Genomic DNA, 18860 nt, shown 5'->3' with positions numbered 1-18860 from the left:
CCCAACGGTGTCATGGTGACTCACCCATCTGTCTGATGGCGATGTGGAACGCGGTGGGCGGAACCTTGATCCCGCCGTGGAACGGGTGGTCCATGGTGCGGGCGAGACACAGCGACGACGACACCACGAGAGCCAGCACGGCCATCAGCACCACGTGCATCCAGATCTTCGGCGCGTGGAACCCCATCCCGACACCGATCAGCATCACGCCACCACCGATCAGGCCGATCCAGAACGGTGTCGGGATCGACGGATGTGCCTGGTTGAGCCGAACGCGCCGGGTCGCGGCCAGTTTGCCCATGTGCCCGAGCATCGCGCCGTACAGGGCGGACTGCTGAGGGTTCTGCGGCTGGATCGCCAGCACCTGGCGGCGCAGGTCTTCGAGCAGCCGGTTGACCTCCGGGCTGGCCTCGCCACGGTCCATCGCGGGCCACTCGTGGTCGATCACCGCGTGGGCGTACGCCTTGAGCGTCGTCTGCAGCGCGATCCGGTGCTCGTCGGGGAAGACCGAGACGTTGTAGTACATGCCGGGCAGGTTCGACGACTCCTCGTAGATGTTCGTCTGCGCGCTGGTGAGGCTGCTCCAGGTGTTCACCACCACGAACGCGAGCAAGAACGAGTAGAAGGCTCCCACCGAGCTGAAGAAGTAGCCCAGCACGGAGTTGTGGTCGGAGCTGCTCTTGCCCGCGCGGTACCGGCCGACTCCGATGGCGACGAACGCGCTCAACGCGGTGCTTGCGGCGATCACCAGAACGATCATCTCCACGCGGGCACCCTCCTGAAACCGGCTACCGAACGCTGACCGTAAGGCGTGCTGCGCGCGGCCGCAGTCCGCCACCGCCGTCCGTGACACGAACGGGCGACCAACCGGAATCGGGTTCGACGAACGGATCCAGCCGCCGGCTGTCCGAAGTGGTCGGTCGGTGGAACCAGGCCGCCGTGAGATCACAGGCCGGTCCTTCCGGGTTCCGCCCGTCAGGTCTCGCCAGGCACGGCTCCCGTACCCACCGTCCTGGCGGGATGGAGCCTCGGGCAGTGGCCTGTGGTGAGCTCGCGAGCGGCTCGTGGGCGGGCACGATCACCCTTCGCCGCCGTCGGTTCTGTGCTCGAGTGGCTGAGACTGGTCGCAGGTCCTAAGTTCCGAAATGTGACCACTCCATATGAACCAGGTGATCAGGAGTCGCAGATCCCGGCGCCACCGCCGCTCTCCGAGTCGGAACTCCGTGGTGGGGCCGAGCCGAGCGGTACCGCACCGAGGGAAGTCCAGCTGTCGTTCTGGCTGTGGATCGTGGGAGCGGCGCTGTCCGTCATCGGTGCGCTGTTCGCGTTCACTCAGCGTGACAGGTTGTTGGAAGAGGCTCGCAATCGGCCGGATGCCGGAGGATTCAGCGAGGCGGAGCTCGACACGCTGGTGACGATCGGTCTCGTCGTCGGTGTCGTCATCGCTCTCCTCTTCGCCGGCCTGTACGTGCTGTTCGCGTTCAAGGCACGGGCGGGGCGCAACTGGGCACGAATCGTTCTCGCGGTTCTCACCGCGCTCGGCGTGCTGGCGTTGGTGATAGGTGGAATCTCGATCGCCGCCGTCCTCTCCACGGTCGTGGCGATAGTGGCGGTGGTACTGCTGTTCTTGCCGGCCTCGAACCAGTACTTCACCGCTGGGCAAGCCCGGCGGTGACGGCGGTCGCGACACCCCAACGCAGCACACGCCGTGCGAGGATCCGCATCCCAGGCGATCACGGCATGACCGCCTGGAATGCGCCGTGGCGATTCTGACGTTCTCAACGATGAACTGCGCGCTCTCCAACGTGCCCACTTCGGTTGTGGACCGGCGTCGTGCGCAGCCGATCGAGGAAGTCGCGGACCGCGTGCAGGAAGGCCGACGGCTCCTCGGAGAAGACGAAGTGCCCGGCCTCGGGGATCTCTGTGAGTCGGGCGCCGGGGATCCCGGCGGCCAGAGTCCGGCCGGCGACCGGTGGGCACACCCAGTCGTGGCGGCCCACGATCACGAGGGTCGGCGCGGAGATGTCCGACAGCTGCGGCCGCAGGTCGTACCCAGCCGCCAGCACACCGAAGAAGTACTGGGCGACGTCGGTGGTGAAGTCGCTGAGCGCCAGGAGACGACCGGGCAGCGCCATGTGCTGAGGGCCCGCGTAGTAGGGAGCGACCGACCGGTTGAACGCGTCGACGGTACCGGGGGAGAAGTCGCCGCCGAACAGCCGCGCGGCGACCTCGACGGCTTCGGCGGGAGCCCGCTCAGCGAGGGCGGGAGGGGGGTTCTCGTCGTGCATCGGGGCCAGGGTGGGGGCCGTGTTGCACAGGATGAGCCCGCCGACCAGGTCGGGGTGCCGCAAAGCCAGATGCAGCGCGACGAACCCTCCGGCTGAATGACCGAACAACACAGGCCGTTCGATGCCCAGCTGCTCGCACAACGCCGCCACGTCCTCGGCCATCTGCTCGAGAGTGCAGGTCGGCACCGGCGGGCGGCCGGACCTGCCCTGGCCACGCAGGTCGACGAACACCAGCTGTGCGTCGCGGCTCAACGCGCCCAGCCCCGGCCGCAGGTAACCCTGATCGAAGCCGGGACCACCGTGTAGCACCAGAATCGTCTGGCGCTCTGCCCACCGGTCCCCGTCGACGTGCAGCTGGGGCCCCTCGACGTCGACGTACAACTCGGTGTCGTTCACGCGGATCTTCATTCTCGCCTCCTCGGCACGGGCCGCCACGACCGGCGGCCGTCCTGTCCGCAAGATGCAAAAGGAGACGGAAAGTTCGACGTCTTGTGTCACGACTTTCGCAGCGCGGATGATGAGTGCCGTGGGCTCCGACGACGCGCCGACCGACATTGAGCTGGTGATGGCCGCTCGAGGCGGGGATGCGGCCGGCCTCGGCGTCCTGCTCGAGAGGCATCGGCCCGGAATGCGCGCGGTCGCGCTGAGCATGCTCGGCTGGAGCCCCGACGCCGAAGACGTTGTTCAAGACGCGATCCTCGTCGGACTCAGCCGGCTCGGCGAACTGCGTGACCCTGCCGCTGTCGGCCCGTGGCTACGCGCCATCACCCGCAATGCCGCGCGGATGCGGCTGCGTTCGGCCGATCGGGAAACCCCGATCTCCCGGCGAGCCGACGACCTGCCGGCGCGGGAGCCGACACCTCAGGAGGCCCTCGACGACCACGCGTTGCGAGACTGGGTCTGGACCGCTCTGGAGGCCCTCTCCGAGCCACTGCAGACGGTCGTGCTGGCCCGGTACTTCTCCACGGCGACGTCGTACGACCAGATCGCGGCGCTGTGCGAGGTGCCCGTCGGAACGATACGCAGCCGGCTGAACCAGGCGCGCAGGAAACTCGGCGACGCCTTGCGGGCCTCCGCGGCCAGCGCCCACGTCGACACCGCCGCCCTCACCGATCAACGCCGACGCGAGGCCGAAGACATGCTGTCCTCGGCGGCGAACGGTCGGTTCCGATCCACGCTGGCGGCGGCAACCGTCCCTGATGTGCGCCTCGTCGGGCCGCAGGGGCAACGAGGACGCGGCCGCGACACCCTGACCGATATCATGGACAGCGATCTCGCCGCCGGAGTCAGTCAGCGGCTGAACGGTGTCGCGGCCGGCCGCCGCATCACCATTCTCGAGTGCGACCTGCTCAGCCCGCCGTGGGACCCCCAGCACTGCCCCCCGGCTGTGCTGTGGCTGATGACCCTGGGCGACGAGCGAATCGAGACGATTCGCCTCTTCCATCCCAACCCGTGACGACGAACGGCGACCAGGACACGTTGCGACCGCGCGACCAGCAGACCGGCGGTTACGGGGCGTCGTCAGGCCGGCCACGCTGGGGCAGGTCAGGCCAACGTCTGTAGCCGTGGGCCTCGCAGCCACCGCCGTCGTGCTCGCCGGTCAGCTCGTTCCGGTGACGTCGTCAGCACGTCAGTTGACGCGCACAGGAATATCTGGACTGTTTGTCCAGAATCTGGACTGTTACTATTGGTTCCGTCCTGAGCGGTAGGTGATCGAGAGGCGGACGCGGTGGCGGACGGTGGTGCGGATGCGATCCTGGCGGCGTTGCGGCCGGTGATCGACGGGCTGGCCGCGACGTTCGGCCCCACGTGCGTAGTCGTGCTGCACGACTACAGGCGGGGTGAGCAGTCCGTCGTGGCGGTGGCGGGGTCGGTGACCGGGCGCAAGGCCGGTGGTGCGCTGAGCGAGATCGGTTTGGCCGTGCTCGCCCAAGGCGACGCGGCGATGAACGACATCAACTACATGACCCGCACTCCGGACGGGCGGCTGATCAAGTCGTCCACGATGCCGCTGCGCGATGGCGCCGGCCACGTGTTCGGGGCGCTGTGCGTCAACATCGATGTCACGGCACTGCGGCAGGCGGGCGACCTGTTGACCGCGCTGGCTGGCACGCCGCCGGCTCAGGTCCCGGCCACCACGTTCAGCGACGACTTCGACGACGTGGTCGACGCGCTGATTCGGGCGGAGGAGGTCGCGCGCGGCAAGTCCGTCGCCGGACTGACTCGGGTGGAACGGCTGGCACTGTTGCGCGTTCTGGACCGGCGCGGTGTCTTCGCCGTCCGCAACGCCGTGCCCCGTGTCGCCGAACGACTCGGCATGTCGCGTTCCGCGGTGTACGCGGATCTGGCCGAGTGCCGCCGGACGCAGGACGAAATCGCGAGCGGTGAGGGAAGCCGATGATCGCCCGGAGCACGCTGAACGATCTGGAAACCCCTTTCCTGGCGGTGAATCCGGCGACGGTGGCCGCGAACATCGATCGGCTCCGCAAGCACCTCGACGAGCTGGGTGTGCCGCTGCGCGCGCATGTCAAGACGGCCAAGTCCCTCGACGTGGCCGCGCTGCTGCACGACGGGCGGCCGGGGCCGATCACGGTGTCGACGCTGGCGGAGGCCGAGGCGTTCGCCGACGCCGGCTACCGCGACATCGTGTACGCGGTCGGGATCACGCCGCACAAGCTTGCCAGGGTGACGATGTTGCGGCGGCGCGGCGTGGACCTCGTGGTGTTGCTCGACAGCGTGGAGCAGGCCGCCGCGCTCGCCACCGCCCGCACCGGGATGACGGGCATCCCGGCGTTGATCGAGATCGACTGCGACGGTCACCGCGGCGGGGTGCGTCCCGACGACCCTGTGCTGCCCGTCATCGCCCGCACGCTCGCCGACGGCGGCGCGGAGGTCCGGGGCGTGCTGGTGCACGCCGGCGAGTCCTACTACGCCGATGGCGCCGACCGGTTGCGCGCGGCCGCCGAGAACGAGCGACGGTGCGCGGTGCAGGCCGCCGAGGTGTTGCGGGCGGCCGGGCACGAGGCTCCGGTGGTGAGCGTGGGCTCCACACCGACCGCGCACTTCGCGGCCGACCTCACCGGTGTCACCGAGGTCCGGGCGGGCAACTTCGTCTTCTTCGATCTGGTGATGGCCGGCATCGGCGTCTGCTCCACCGCCGACCTGGCGATGACGGTGGTCACGACGGTGATCGGGCACCGCCTGGACAAGGGATGGATCCTCACCGACGGCGGCTGGATGGCGACCTCCCGCGACCGCGGTACCGCACGTCAGCGGGTGGACCAGGGATACGGCCTCGTCGCCGACCTCGACGGCGAACTCTACCCGGACCTGCTGATGAGCGACGCGAGCCAGGAGCACGGCGTCCTGTCACTTCGCCCCGGTAGCACCGCCGCCCTGCCGGACCTGCCCGTCGGCGCCCGCGTGCGGATCCTGCCCAACCACGCCTGCGCCACCGCAGCACAGCACGACCGGTACCACGTGACCGAACCGGATTCGACCGCCGTCGTGGCCGTGTGGCCGCGCGTTCAGGGATGGTGACCACCGTCGTGCGTTTCCTGCCAGAGCACCTTTCCGCCGTCCTCGTCACCGAGGAACTGGCCTTCACCGCCGCGCGCGACGCCCTGATCGCCGCCGCCGACGGGCAGGCCGAGGTGTTCCCCGCGGTCCTCGGTCACGGGTCCGAGCAACGGAACAGGTTCACCGTGAAGTCGGGTGCGTCGGCGGAGCTCGCCGGTGTCAAGATCGGCAGTTATTGGCCGGGCAACGCCGACCGGGGCCTGCCTCGGCACAACTCCGTGGTGCTGCTGTTCGACCAGGACAACGGTCGCATCGGCGCGGTGGTCGAAGCCGGTGTCGTCAACGCCTACCGCACGGCAGCCGCCGACGCCGTCGCCGCGAGCGTCCTGGCCCGCCCCGATGCCACCACGCTGACCGTCTTCGGCACCGGGCACCAAGCGCTGTACGAATGCGCCGCGCTCGCCCGCGTGCTGCCCCTCACGGCCGTGCACGTCGTCGCCCGCGACCGGCAGCGAGGCGAGGACTTCCTGACCCGGCTCGCCGAACGAGGCCTCACCGGATGGCTCACCCCCGCCGAGCAGGCGTGCCGCGACGCGGACGTCATCGTGACCGCCACCACCGCCACCGCACCGCCGTTCGACGCGGCCTGGGTGCGTCCGGGTACCCACGTCGCCGCCATGGGCGCCGACGCCCACGGCAAACAGGAACTCCCGGTCGAGCTGCTCACCACGGCGCGGCTGTTCTGCGACCTGCCCGCCCAAGCCGTCCGGATCGGGGAACTGCAGCACGTCGCCGGTCTCGTCGGTGACGGCACCCTGACGCTCACCGCCATCGGAGACGTCCTCACCGGCCAGGCCGAAGGCCGCCGCCGCAACGACGAGATCACCGTTTTCGACAGCTCCGGCATTGCCCTGCAAGACCTCTTCATCGCCGATGCCCTCCTGCAGGCGGCTGCGACCGAGAGGGAAGCCATCTCATGAACAACCCGGAAACGATGGCGCTGCGGTGCGCCGGGTGCGGCCGCACCCACGCCCTGGACGAGCTGGCCTGGCGGTGCGCCGACTGCCACGGCGTGCTGGATCTGACAGGGTTCACGCCGGCCATGCCGAAGGCCGCGGACCTCGCTACCCGCCGGCCCGGCCTGTGGCGCTACGCCGAAGCCCTGCCGATCTTCGAACCTCCCGGCATCACCATGGGCGAAGGCATGACTCCACTGGTCACCACACCGGGGCAGCCCGGTGTCGGACTGAAGATCGACCACCTCATGCCGACCGGGTCTTTCAAGGACAGGGGCGCGGTCATGCTGGCCGCCCTGGCCGCCCGCCTCGGCGTCACCCGGCTCATGACCGACAGCAGCGGCAACGCCGGCACCTCCGTCGCCGCCTACGCCGCCCGCGCCGGCATCTCCTGCGACGTCTACGTTCCGGAAAGCACCTCAGAGGGCAAGGTCGCACAACTGCGCGCTTACGGCGCCACCGTGCACCAGATTCCCGGCACCCGGGAGGACACCGCGCGCGCCGCGGCCCGCGCCGCCGGTGAACCGGGCGTCTTCTACGCCAGCCACGTCTACCACCCGTTCTTCTTGCACGGCACCAAGACCTACGTGCTGGAACTGTGGGAGCAGCTCGGTGGCCGGCTGCCCGAGACCCTGGTGCTGCCCGTCGGCAACGGCACTCTCGTGCTCGGGGCCCACCTCGGCTGCACCGAACTGCTCGACCAGGGACTCATCGACCGGTTCCCCCGCATCGTCGCGGTCCAGGCCTCCGGGTGCGCCCCGCTGGCCACCGCGTTCGCTGACGGCCGACCAGAACCCGCCGACATCACCACGCACGGCACCGTCGCCGAGGGCATCGCCATCGCCGCACCAGCCCGCGGCCGCCAGATCCTCGCCGCCGTGCGCGCCACCGGCGGCACCATCGTCACCGTCACCGACGAGCAGGTCCACGCCGCCCACGCCGCGCTGGCCCGGGTCGGCTTCTACGTCGAACCCACCTCCGCGGTGTGCTGGGCAGCCATCCGAGCCGAGCTCGTCGCCACCACACCGCGACCCGATGGGCTTCCCGCCGTCGTGGCACCGCTGTGCGGCAGCGGTCTGAAGTCCAAGCCCCCGGTCTGACCGTCGAAGGACTCCCATGCGCATCCACGTCATCACGACCGGTGGTTCCCTCGACGTCGAGTACCTCCTGCAAGGCACCTTCGCCATTGGGCCGCCTGTGGTGGCGTCCCTCCTCTAACGCGCCCGCACCCGGCACGAGATCACCATCGAAAGCCTGTGCCGCAAGGACAGCGTCACCCTGGACGACACCGACCGGGACCTGATCCGCCACCGCGTCCAGAAGACCGACGCCGAGTATGTCCTCATCACTCACGGCACCGACACCATGACCAACACCGCCGAGCACCTGCGCGCCATCACGGGCAAGGTCATCGTGGTGACCGGGCAACGCAACCGGCCCGCATGACCGACAGCGACGCACCGTTCAACCTCGGACTCGCCGTGGCAGCCCTGCAGACCCTGTCCTACGGCGTCCACATCGCCATGAGCGGCCGAATCTTCCCAGCTGGACACATCAGGACCGTGCTCGAGGGGTCTTCGTCTGATCCGGCAACATGACTTCGTCATCCCTTGATGGCAATACCTCGTCGCTCAGTGCCGTCAACAGTGACCGCGACGCCAGGTACCCCGCGTTGATCGACAAGATCCTCGGCACAGCAGGAATCGCTACGGTGTCGGCGACTTCCGGATCGCATCCACTGCACCAAGATCTACCGGACCGGGATCGCGCTGAAGGACCCGGAAGCGCTGGAGCGCCGCTACGCGTACTACGACCCGATCTCCACGCTGGGGTCAGACCGGTCAGAAGTGGTGGCCCTACCAGGGCTTGATGCGACACGACCGGCTAGACGCGGTCGATGGGGCCGCGCAGAGCAGGTCCGATCCAGCGACGGACCAGAGTCCGCAGTTGGTCATCGGTGACCGTCGGCGCCGAGGGATGCTGCAGGAACGACAGGAAGAGTCGCATCAGGACCTCGGCGAGTCCGGCGAAGTCGTCGTCGGTGGTGACGCCTGCGGAGGCCCAGTCGACCGGCACGTTGCGGAGGATTCGTGCGCCGAGGGCGAACCACTGGGCCGACGTGACCGCATCTGTGAAGAAGTCACCTTCGCCGGCTCGCAGGAGCAGGCCCAGGTAGGGCTCGCGGGGGACGGTCCGCACGCCGAACACGACGGACTCCACGGCGACCTCGGTGGCGCTGGTGAAGGCCGCCAGGTGCTGCTCCATCCTTCCGGCGAACTCCTCGGCGCCGGCGATGGCGACAGCGCTGAGGACATCTGTCAGGCGCGGGAAGTAGCGGTAGACGGTCTGCCGGGTGACTCCGGCCTCCTGGGCCACGTCGGAGAGACTGGTCTTGGCCAGTCCGGCACGGTCGATGCACGCCGTCGCAGCCTTGACGATCCGGCGGCGTGCCTCGTTCTCGGTGCCGGGTGGGTTGCCCTGCCATCCGTGGTGCCCCATGTACACCATCTTTCCGGAGGAGGGTTCCTCAGGCGGAGGCAGGTGCGTCGCGGCGCACGCGATGAAGCGCAGCCAGCACCACACCGGCTCCGGCGAAGCAGGCCAGCACGTACAGGCCGTTTCCGGTCGGAGTGCCGTCGGCGGTGATGCCGTTCTCCGCGGCGAGGTGGGCAGGCAGAGCGCTGATCCAGAGCAGCGCCATCAGACCCAGGTAGCCCGCGGGGTAGAAGCGGGTGAAGGCGGGCAACGGCTCGTCCAGGGGTTGTCGGGAGGACGCGATGATCCACGTGCCCGCCAGCCAGACCAGGGCCAGTTCGATTCCGAGCACCCACGCCCGTGCGGTGGGGTTCACGCCGAAGAGGCTCGACGGGATGCCGGCGATCACCATCGCCAGTGGCGTGAGGACTCCGGCCAGCGCGGTGCGGGCCACCAGCCACCGCCCTCCGGCAGTCAGGCGCACGACCAGATAGGTCATGGCTCCCAGTGAGACGGAGGCGAACAGCAGGGCGCTCTGCAACGGCACCGACGCCATCGCGGGTTGGTTGACGATGTGGTTGTCCGGGTTCCACGCCCACCACTTCAGCTGCGGTCCCAAGTGATCGAAGACCTCGTAGAACACCTGGCACACGAAGGCGACCGCCACCGATCCGGCCAGCGCTCCACGCCGGCGGAAGATCCCGAGGCAGCGTACGACCTCGTAGGCGAGCTGGCTGATCATCGGGTAGAACGCCACGATGTACAGCGGCAAGCGGTCCCACATGAACTGCACGGTGAACTGGTTGTGGGCGAAGATGAAGCCGTAGATCTCGTCCAGGCCGAACCACTCCGGGAAGTACAGCGGTGGCTCGATCACGAGGAGGTAGACCAGCGACGCCCACCACAACGCGAGATTGACCGAGTCCCCCGCGCGGTGGCGGCGAACGGCGTGCACCAGAGCGAAAACGGCGCCGCCGACGACGAGCGCCTCGAGCAGCGGCATCGTCGGGTGGGCGAGGTCCCAGGGTGCGCGGACCGAGACGACGGGGGAGACGTCGTGACAGTCGAAGCCGAGGTCGCGGGTGACGGCTTCGGCCTCCGGCCCGCAGGTGGTGGTCATCGTGACGCCGCCGATGCGGTCGAGTAGTCCGTTGCCGGCGGTTCGGCCAGAGGGTCGAACCCGAACGGGATGCGATGACGTCCCAGCGCGGTGCGGATGCGGTAGCGCAGAAGTCCTGCGAGCACACGAGGGTTGGTCATCATGTCGCCCAGCGACTCGTCCAGGTTGAACACCTTGGCGAAGTGCTCGTCGACCACCGGGTACTCACGAGCTGCACCAACGATGAAGCTGAACGCCGGGCCGGACACCGCCGCGACGAGGCGGCGTTTCCACTCGCTCACCTTCTCGGTGCCTCCGGCGCACGCGTAGCCTCGATCCCTGGCCAGTGCCAGGCGCCACGGCACGGTCAGCAACTTCCGTTGCGCCGCAAGGAACTGCGCGGAGAAGGCCGCGTCGACCCGCTCGGCACGGGAGAGGTGCTCGCGCAGCAACAACGCCGAGCTCGCGGCGGAACTGATGCCCTGTGCGTAGAACGGGTTGAACGCGCAGATCGAGTCACCGACGAACACCAGCCGCCGTGGTGGTGTCGCCCACCGGTCGTAGCGCCGCCACTTGTTGCCGGTCGACCGGGTCAGGTGCACCTCGGAGACGGGAGTGCATCGGTCCATCGCCGCCGCGAACAACGGTGTCCGCACCCGGCGGGCCGATCTGGCGAACGTCTCGGCGGTGCGCGGCATCTCGTGCCCCCACGAGCCCATGCAGGCGATGGCGCGGTTGCCCTCGATGGGGAAGAAGTTGACCAGGAACTCGTGCTCGGCGGGATGCTCGCCCTTGTGCTGCGTCGGCATGATCACCAGGTGCCGCCACCACCACGACGCCGGTGGTTTCTCGGGAAGTTCGTACCAGCGCGAGGTGTACGTGACCTTGGCGTCGAGCGTCTGCACCTGCGGCTCTGGCCATCCTGCGGCCACCAGCCAGCTGGCGACCGGTGAGCCCCTCCCCATCGCGTCGACGACGAGGTCGGCCTCGACGTGCTCGTCGCCGGTGGCTGAGGTGAAGTTGACACCGTTGATCTCGCCGTCACGAGCGCACAGGCCGTTGACCGACACGCCTTCGCGGACGACCACGTTGGCCAGCTTCCGCACGTGGTCGCGCAGCACCCGCTCGATGAGCAGCCGCGAGCCGTAGATCATCGTCATCGAGCCGCGCTTGCGCGCCGACCAGCCCTCCCCGTCGAGGTAGGCGGCGTCCATGGACGGCATCAGATGCAACCCGCCCGCGGCGATGAGCTCGTCCTCGAAACCGGGGAACAGCTCCCCGATCGCACGACGCCCCGAGTTCAGCAGGAAGTGCGGGTGCTTGCTCTGCGGCACGCCGCGCCGGTGCTCGGCGTTGGCCGGCAGCTCGTCGCGTTCCAGCACCACCACCTGGTCGAAGTGAGGGGAGAGCGCTCCCGCAGCGCACAGCCCTGCTGCGCTGCCGCCGAGGACGACGGCGGTGGTGCCGAGCCGCATGCCGGCCACCTCTCTCGATCATACAAAGTTGCTTCAAATGTATGATTGGCTGATGCGGGGGTCAAGAAGCCGGATGGTCCCCTGAGGGCTGGCGGTTCGTGCGGCGGCGAGTCGGCGATCGCAGCCGCGTGGGGTTCGATGCGGTCGCGTTGGATGTGCCCGTAAAGGCCCGACGACTGGCCACAGGGCCCTGGTGGCGCTAACAGGGTCGACACGTTTCAGCGTTCGGAGTTCCCGAGGTTTCCACTCCAGCCGGACTTCTTTGAGTGGCGAGACCAACATGATCAGGACCGCTAGGCTGATCGCCTTCGTTTGGACGGCGACGATCGGAGCAGGTGTTGGGGCTGAAAGCGGACGTCACGCGGGCACGGGTGGTCGAGTTCTGGCGGACGGTGGAGATGTTCAGTCCGCAGAAGGTCGACAAGCCCGACCGGGAACAGCGGATGTTCGTGGCGCGGCCGGGGCAGCCGCTGCCGTGGGACCCGGAGCACGAGCTCGCTCAGTGGCAGCTCGAGCCGGAGCAGGCCTGGCGCCACACCGTGTACCTCGGCATCTACCGCCGCACCGAGGTGTTCGACGTGCTGTCGCAGGTCTTCGAACCGGACCAGGAGAGCTACGACGAACGTCCCGGCGGGGACAGCGCGGTCGCCGCGTTCCTGGTCGGCGAGGACGGCCGGGCGCTGCTCAACTCCGAGGTGTTGTCCAGTTGTGCCTGGGCCACCGGCGAGGTGCACCGGTCCCAGGGCTGCGAACCCGACTGGCTGTCGCAGTTCCAGGACGCCGTGCTCGACTTCACCGCGGAATGGCGGGACTTCGTCACCGATGCGGTGCTCCTGGGGGACGAGGAGACGCCGCCGCAGTACGTGCTCCGCGTTCTGGACTTCGCCGACCTCGCACACTGCCTGAAGATCGCCGTCGGCGCGACGGGCACGTCCGGGGTCCTCACGGCCGCGGACATCCGGATCAGCAGCCAGATCGTGGCCCGCCGCAAGGCAGAAAACCCAGGCGGTCACGACTTCCTCAACAGCTTCGTCATGAGCGACCTGGCCCTGGTTGCCAAGCAGGCGGAGAAGGGCGATGCCGGCGCGGCGCTGCGGGAGTACCTGCGACCCGAGGCCGACATCCCCATCGGCCGCCGGATCGACGTGCGCGAGCGGCTGGACCACGTGCTGGCGAGGACCGCGCCGCAACTGGTCCCGGGCGGTCGATGGCCGAGCAACGCGGCGCACGCGCTGGCGTTGAGCCAGCAGTTGGCCGTGATCACCGCCTCCGGTTTGCAGGACGAGGAAGGGCTCATCGGGGTCAACGGGCCGCCGGGAACGGGCAAGACCACCATGCTCCGCGATCTCGTCGCGGACCTGGTCGTGACGAGGGCGCAGCGTCTCGCGGCCCTGCCGGAACCGGGGAAGGCCTTCACCGGCCGGCGGTTCAACTGGCGCACCGGCGAATTCAAACGCGTGATCCACCAGTGGAATCCGGAGCTGATCGGGTTCGAGATGGTCCTGGCGTCGACGAACAACGTCGCCGTGGAGAACGTGACCGACGAGATCCCCTCTGCGGACGCCATCGACGAGTCCTGGCGGGAGCGCGCCGCCGAGGTGGACTACTTCGCGGACATCGCCACCGCGTTGCTCGCGCCAGACCCGGAGACCGAGCCGAAGGGGACGTCAGTCGCCGGCCAGGACCCTGAGGGCTGGGCACTGGTCGCGGCCAAGCTGGGAAACAAGAAGAACCGCGGCCGGTTCGTCGACAGCTTCTGGTTCCACAAGCCGGACGACCAGAAGCCTGACGACTGGTGCGGAATGATGCTGCTGCTGAAGAAGTACGAGCTGGAGGCGCCGGACACCACGTGGGCGGCCGCCGTCGAGGAGTTCAGGACCGCTGTGGCGCGAGTCGAGGAACTGCGAACCGAGCGACGCGCCGTTCACCAGGCGCTCGAACGCCACAGCGTTCTGGTGGCCGGGGTGGCGGACCAACGGGAAGCGGTCGCTGAAGCCGGGCGGCGTGTCGATGCGGCGCGGGCGCGGTGTGCGGAAGCGGCCGACGCCGAACGCGTCCACAAAGCGGAGACCGACCGCATCGCGTTGGCCCAGCAGGCGAAGGACGAACAGTCGGCGCGTGACCGCCTGGCCGCCGCCGAGGGCGTCATCCGCGACCGAAGGGGCGTCATCGAGCGGCTCAGCTCCGGACGCCGTGTCGCCGCGGAACGCAAAGTCCAGTCGCACGAGGGCGAAACGACCGAGCGCTGGAACGCACACGGTGCCCACCAGGACACCCGGCCGGGGTGGCTGGTGACCCTGTGCACGTTGGGCGCCGCGAAGCGGAAGTGGTCCACAAAGGACAACTGGCTGGCGCAGCAGGTCGCTGCCGCCAAACACGACTTAGCCTCCGCACACGAGGAGCTGGCGGCGGTCCAGTGGGAGATCGACGCCGCCCGACGGGACCTCGACGCCGCTGCGCACGACGCGGAATCCGTGCAAAGTCACTGGCCGCTGGGATACCCGTGCCGAAGGTCCACCACGAGCCGTTCGAGACGGCACGGCGCGCGGTCGCGGCCGCCAACCGGGAACTGACCTCGGCCGAGCACGCTCAGGCTCACGCCAGGGCGAAACTCCAGGCACTGGAAGAAGAACTCGGCGTTCTCGGCGGCCGGCTCACCGACGCCGCCGCGGCACTCGGCCGGCACTACCCCGACACCACGTGGTGGCAGGACCGCGACCGCCGGGAGCTCGCCGCCCTGTGGACCGATACCGAGTGGAACACCGCGCGAAGCGCCCTGTTCATCGCGGCTTTGGCTCTGCACAAGGCGTTCTTGCGTCACAGGCCCACAGAGATGCGGCAGAGCCTCCAGGCGGCCGTGGACCTGGTCAGCGGTGAGGCACCCCGCGACATCGACCCCGACGCGGTGCTCGCCGCGTGGCAGAGTCTCTTCTTCGTGGTGCCGGTCGTGTCGACGACGTTCGCCTCCTACGCCCGGCTGTTCGGCCACCTCGGCCGAGAGGCGCTGGGGTGGCTGCTGATCGACGAGGCGGGCCAGGCAGCGCCGCAGAACACCGCGGGCGCGTTGTGGCGGACGCGCCGGGCCGTCGTCGTAGGCGACCCCCTCCAGCTGGAGCCGATCAACGCCCTCCCGTTCCGCGCGGAACAGGCCATCCGGCTGGAGTTCGGCGTTGACGAGCAGTGGCTGACCAGCCACACCTCCGTGCAGCGCCTGGCCGATCGGCTCACCCCGCTCGGCACCGAGCTGCCCGGTGACGACGCCCCCACCTGGGTCGGGATTCCGCTGACCGTGCACCGGCGCTGTGACCAGCCGATGTTCGAGATCGTCAACACCGTCGCCTACGACGGCCTGATGATCGACGGCACCGCACCGGCGCCGGGCAGGCGGTTCGCCGAGAAGTATCCGAAGCTGCCGGAGTCGAAGTGGATCGACGTGCCGGGCGCCGCCGCCCAGGGCCACTGGATCCCCGGCGAAGGCGTTCAGCTCGACCGCGTTCTCGACACGCTCGCGAAACTGGACTTCGACATGTCCGACGTCCTGGTGATCGGCCCGTTCCGCGACATCGCCCGCCGGGTGGCGACCCGAACCGAGAGCCACCGGGGCCTGGTGGCCGGCACGGTGCACGCCGTCCAGGGGAAGCAAGCGGACGTCGTCGTCCTGGTGCTGGGCGGCGGGCCCGACCGACCCGGCGCCCGGAGGTGGGCGGCGTCCAAACCCAACCTGCTCAACGTGGCGGTCAGCCGGGCAAAGCACCGCCTGTACGTCATCGGCGACCACAAGGCGTGGTCCACCTTGCCCTACTTCACAGTGCTGGCGGCGAAGCTGGGCCGCACCGACCCGGTCTGAGCGGCGCGATCAGGCCGGGTCGGGGTCGGGGAGTGGCTCGACCACGGAGAAGGTCAGGTCGCCCGCGCGCAGGAAGAGCATCGGCATGGAGATCGGCGCGCGGTCGAGCAACCGAAGGACCTCATCGGCGTCGTCTCTCCACAGTGGACTCGATGGGCGGGTGGCATCACTCCCAGAACACTCGGAGTGCCTCGGATGTCAGCTGAGCCAGGTCGTGGGTGGCGCAGTCGGTGTTGGGGTGAACCACCGGACAGGCGTCTGCGGTGTCGCCGGCGAGGGGCCATGGGTGATGTAGGCGCTGATCGTGATCCGTCCTGCGGACACGGTTGCCGCGCTGACCGTCACCTCGCTGGGTGCCACTCCAGGCAGTGGCCGCGGGACCAGGCAGCCGCCGACGGCGTCGGCCTGCACCTCGGACCGGTCGCACACAGTGATGCCGAGGATGCTGTGGCACCGCCACGTGCGTGTTGCCGAAGTTCCTGATGGACGGCCCGTCTGGTTGCGGGAGCACCGATTGGTGTCTCCAGGCACGGTGTTGCCGACGATCTGCGGCGACCGTGGTGGGCCGGTCTCGCCCAAGGAGGTGTCGAGACCCACTCGATCGACTGTGTGCACGAGGAGATGATGAACGTGGAGCCGGTGCTGAGCATCGGCAGAATCGTCGCCGACGTGTTCGCGCGTTTCGGTTCAGCGCGGGAATCCGCGCTGGAGTCCTCTGTTCCGAAAGCCTAGCCGAAGGAATCCCGGAAGTGCCCACGAAGGAATCTGACGACGCCAAGGTCAGACTGGGAAGTCGCTTCCACAGGCTCTTCGGCGCCACGCTGGTGTCGTCCATCGGCACCGGTATGCACGCCGGCGCGTTGCCGTTGCTGGCCCTGCAGGCCACCAGCAGTCCGCTGGCGTTGAGCGCCGTCGTCATGGCGGCCGAGATTCCCTGGGTGCTGCTCTCGCTGCACGCCGGTGTCGTGGTGGACCGGCTGGACCGCCGGTGGGTGATGGTGTGGGCCGACCTCGCCCGGTTCGCCGTCCTGGTCGGTCTCGCGGCGCTGATCCTGACCGCGCAGGTGAACCTGGTGTGGCTGGTGGTCGCGGCGTTCCTGCTGGGGGTCGGCCAGGTCTTCTTCGACATCGCCGCCCAGTCGGCCATCCCGGACTTCGTGTCGCGGGACCCGCGGAACCTGGCCACGGCGAACGGGCGGATCGTCGCCGCGGAGAGTAACGGCGAGGACTTCGTGGGGCCCCCGGTCGGTTCCGCTCTGTTCGGCGTGTGGAACTTCCTGCCGTTCGCCGGCAACGCCCTTTCGTTCGCCGCGAGCGGCCTGCTGATCCTCTCGATCAAGACGGACGCCAAGCCGGAGAAGACGTCCGAAGCGCCGCGCAAGAGCGTGCGGAGCGAGATCGTCGAGGGCATCCGGTGGTTGTTCGGGAACCGGACGCTGCGGGCGCTGGCCACGGTCTCCTGCCTCGGCAACGTGGCCGCCACCGCCCAGTTCGCGATGCTGGCGCTGCTGGCCAAGGAGGTCCTCGGACTTCCGGACTTCGGTTTCGGGCTGCTGCTGACGGCCACCGCGGTCGGTGCGACGGCCGGGGGACTGACCGCCGCGGCCGCCAGCAGGCGGTTCGGTCCCGGCACGGTGATGCTCGTGGGCAAGAGCGGCGTGGGTGCGGCCATCCTGGTTCTGGGACTCGTCGCGAATTCGTGGGTGGCGGCCGCGATGATGATGGTGACCGGTGCATTGATGACCGCTGAGAAAGTCGTTGTCAGCACATTGCGTCAGCAGATAGTGCCCGATGAGCTCTTGGGGAGGGTGCTTTCCTCGAGCAGGCTGGTGGTGATGATCGGGGGCCCGATCGGAGCGGCACTCGGCGGTGTTCTCGCGACCGTTTTCGCCGTCCAGGTCTCGTACGTCGCCGCCGGTGTTTTCCTGATCCTGGTGGCATTGGTCTTCTATCCCGTGCTGAACAACCGCGCCCTGGCGAGCGCCGCGGAACAATCGACCGGATGAGCGCGGGTATTTCGCGTACGCATGGGAGATGTCGCTCGGCGCACTTCGGCTCGCGTTCTGCGGAATCAGGGCATCGCACGACGTTGATCATTCAGGCTGCCCGGCGTGTCAGTGAGGCCGCGAAGTGCTGGTCTGCTTCCTGGTGTGGCCGAGTGTGTGCAGATTCGTCCTGGTCGCACCTGACAAAGCACTACTAGATCGACCTGAGGACTCGGACGCGGTCGGCGATGGCGCGCCTGGCCACGTCGGAGTCGAAGGCGATCGAGTCGAACTCGTGCGGTGCGCCGGGGTGCAGGTGGAACTCGACCGGTACGCCAGCGCGGCTGAGCTTCGTCGCGTAGGCCAGGTCCTCGTCGCGGAAGACGTCGAGCTGGTCGTAGGGCACTCCGGGTGGTAGGGGTGCGAGGTGCCAGTGGACGTGCCTGTTGGCTTGTTGGCTGCCGAGGGATAGGACGTAGAGGCGTTCAGTGGGGAGCAGGTGGGTAAGTGCGCGGCCAGCGCCGACCAGAACCGAACGAGTGGACAGGAGCGGGTGTGACCGACGACGTGGCCAGCCAGGTGATCAGGGCTGAGCAGGATCGGATCCAATGTCTCCTCGACGTGGATCGCGGCACCTACGACCGCTTGCACGCCGCGGAGTACCGGTTGTGCAACCCGACCGGCACCGTGTGGACGAAGGCCGAATACCTTGATCTCCTCACCACCGGGCGGGTCGCCTACCGGGAACTGGGGCTGGCCGGCGACGTGGACGCGATCGTCGGCACCGACGTCGTCGTCCTCCGCTACCGGTGCGTTATCGAACTCACCGTCGACGGCGCGGACATCCCGCGGCACGAGGCCTGGCACACCGACGTCTACACCAATGCCAGCGGCACGTGGCGTTGTGTCTGGTCGCAAGCCACCGGCATCATGGACCTTCCGTTGGCCGCACCCTGACCCAGCACGAGGAAGGCGCGGACCCGCCGGACTTGACGTTGTGACAAATGGCAGGAACCAGAAGCGTCCAGTGGTTAAGACCACATCTCATTTGGGGTTGTCGTGGGTGAGCAGGTCCAGCTTGATGGCTCGGCGGTAGCAGATCACCGCGCAGGCCAGCTGGGCGAATGCCGTGAAGTGGGCGGCCTTGCGTTCGTAG

17 protein-coding genes are annotated in these 18860 nt (G+C 68.7%); 11 read left to right on the top strand and 6 right to left on the bottom strand.

Annotation, left to right across the window (positions count from 1 at the left end; all coding sequences use genetic code 11):
• Window positions 1–10 precede the first annotated feature (10 nt).
• Window positions 11–760, bottom strand: coding sequence for a bestrophin-like domain (locus ABFX45_RS42920; protein ID WP_487047094.1), 750 nt, complete (start codon window positions 758–760; stop codon window positions 11–13).
• Between the two features lie 387 nt (window positions 761–1147).
• On the opposite strand from ABFX45_RS42920, the gene ABFX45_RS42915 reads away from it, so the two are divergent.
• Window positions 1148–1675: a hypothetical protein gene (locus ABFX45_RS42915; protein ID WP_346136807.1), complete on the top strand. Its 528-nt coding sequence runs from the start codon at window positions 1148–1150 to the stop codon at window positions 1673–1675.
• Window positions 1676–1778: 103 nt separating this feature from the next.
• On the opposite strand, the gene ABFX45_RS42910 is transcribed toward ABFX45_RS42915, so the two are convergent.
• Entirely contained in the window at window positions 1779–2696 is a 918-nt protein-coding gene (locus ABFX45_RS42910; RefSeq protein ID WP_170154932.1) for an alpha/beta fold hydrolase, read from the bottom strand.
• Window positions 2697–2814: 118 nt separating this feature from the next.
• On the opposite strand from ABFX45_RS42910, the gene ABFX45_RS42905 reads away from it, so the two are divergent.
• From ABFX45_RS42905 to ABFX45_RS46710, 6 genes are all read left to right on the top strand, one after another.
• Window positions 2815–3744: an RNA polymerase sigma factor gene (locus ABFX45_RS42905; RefSeq protein WP_346136805.1), complete on the top strand. Its 930-nt coding sequence runs from the start codon at window positions 2815–2817 to the stop codon at window positions 3742–3744.
• Window positions 3745–4017: 273 nt separating this feature from the next.
• A complete protein-coding gene (locus ABFX45_RS42900) occupies window positions 4018–4689 on the top strand; it encodes a helix-turn-helix transcriptional regulator (protein ID WP_346136803.1) in 672 nt (223 codons plus the stop codon).
• Window positions 4686–5828, top strand: coding sequence for a DSD1 family PLP-dependent enzyme (locus ABFX45_RS42895; protein ID WP_346136801.1), 1143 nt, complete (start codon window positions 4686–4688; stop codon window positions 5826–5828). Before ABFX45_RS42900 ends, ABFX45_RS42895 begins: the two co-directional genes overlap by 4 nt.
• Before the next feature lie 8 nt (window positions 5829–5836).
• Window positions 5837–6787 (top strand): ornithine cyclodeaminase family protein, encoded by a 951-nt coding sequence (locus tag ABFX45_RS42890; RefSeq protein ID WP_346136799.1) that lies wholly within the window; start codon window positions 5837–5839, stop codon window positions 6785–6787.
• Window positions 6784–7923, top strand: coding sequence for a threonine synthase (locus tag ABFX45_RS42885; RefSeq protein WP_109636627.1), 1140 nt, complete (start codon window positions 6784–6786; stop codon window positions 7921–7923). The genes ABFX45_RS42890 and ABFX45_RS42885 overlap by 4 nt, the downstream gene beginning before the upstream one ends.
• Before the next feature lie 139 nt (window positions 7924–8062).
• Window positions 8063–8269, top strand: coding sequence for an asparaginase domain-containing protein (locus ABFX45_RS46710; protein ID WP_428834290.1), 207 nt, complete (start codon window positions 8063–8065; stop codon window positions 8267–8269).
• A 438-nt stretch (window positions 8270–8707) separates the two neighbouring features.
• Here ABFX45_RS46710 and ABFX45_RS42880 read toward each other — a convergent pair whose 3' ends face one another.
• From ABFX45_RS42880 to ABFX45_RS42870, 3 genes are read right to left on the bottom strand one after another with little or no spacing between them, the layout of a single operon-like run.
• Entirely contained in the window at window positions 8708–9322 is a 615-nt protein-coding gene (locus ABFX45_RS42880) for a TetR family transcriptional regulator (RefSeq protein WP_346136797.1), read from the bottom strand.
• A 28-nt stretch (window positions 9323–9350) separates the two neighbouring features.
• Entirely contained in the window at window positions 9351–10418 is a 1068-nt protein-coding gene (locus tag ABFX45_RS42875) for a hypothetical protein (protein WP_346136795.1), read from the bottom strand.
• On the bottom strand, window positions 10415–11872 hold the full coding sequence (locus ABFX45_RS42870; RefSeq protein WP_346136793.1) for an FAD-dependent monooxygenase: 1458 nt from the start codon (window positions 11870–11872) through the stop codon (window positions 10415–10417). Before ABFX45_RS42870 ends, ABFX45_RS42875 begins: the two co-directional genes overlap by 4 nt.
• Window positions 11873–12207: 335 nt before the next feature.
• Between ABFX45_RS42870 and ABFX45_RS42865 the strand changes: the two genes are divergently transcribed.
• From ABFX45_RS42865 to ABFX45_RS42855, 3 genes are all read left to right on the top strand, one after another.
• Window positions 12208–14445 carry a hypothetical protein gene (locus ABFX45_RS42865; RefSeq protein ID WP_346136791.1) on the top strand — a complete coding sequence of 746 codons (2238 nt, stop codon included), beginning with the start codon at window positions 12208–12210 and terminating at the stop codon, window positions 14443–14445.
• Entirely contained in the window at window positions 14376–15719 is a 1344-nt protein-coding gene (locus tag ABFX45_RS42860; protein ID WP_346136789.1) for a DEAD/DEAH box helicase, read from the top strand. The genes ABFX45_RS42865 and ABFX45_RS42860 overlap by 70 nt, the downstream gene beginning before the upstream one ends.
• Window positions 15720–16468: 749 nt before the next feature.
• The gene (locus ABFX45_RS42855; protein WP_346136787.1) at window positions 16469–17725 is read left to right on the top strand and encodes an MFS transporter; all 1257 of its coding nucleotides are present in this window, start codon (window positions 16469–16471) and stop codon (window positions 17723–17725) included.
• 193 nt (window positions 17726–17918) lie between these two features.
• Here ABFX45_RS42855 and ABFX45_RS42850 read toward each other — a convergent pair whose 3' ends face one another.
• The gene (locus tag ABFX45_RS42850) at window positions 17919–18110 is read right to left on the bottom strand and encodes an alpha/beta hydrolase (RefSeq protein WP_233439510.1); all 192 of its coding nucleotides are present in this window, start codon (window positions 18108–18110) and stop codon (window positions 17919–17921) included.
• A gap of 149 nt (window positions 18111–18259) precedes the next feature.
• Here ABFX45_RS42850 and ABFX45_RS42845 point away from each other — a divergent pair, with 149 nt between their 5' ends.
• On the top strand, window positions 18260–18661 hold the full coding sequence (locus tag ABFX45_RS42845) for a nuclear transport factor 2 family protein (protein WP_346136785.1): 402 nt from the start codon (window positions 18260–18262) through the stop codon (window positions 18659–18661).
• Window positions 18662–18860 lie beyond the last annotated feature (199 nt).

It is taken from the genome of Lentzea roselyniae (assembly GCF_039537795.1).
Taxonomy (GTDB): Bacteria; Actinomycetota; Actinomycetes; order Mycobacteriales; family Pseudonocardiaceae; genus Lentzea; species Lentzea atacamensis.
This window is presented reverse-complemented; position numbering and strand designations above follow the sequence as displayed.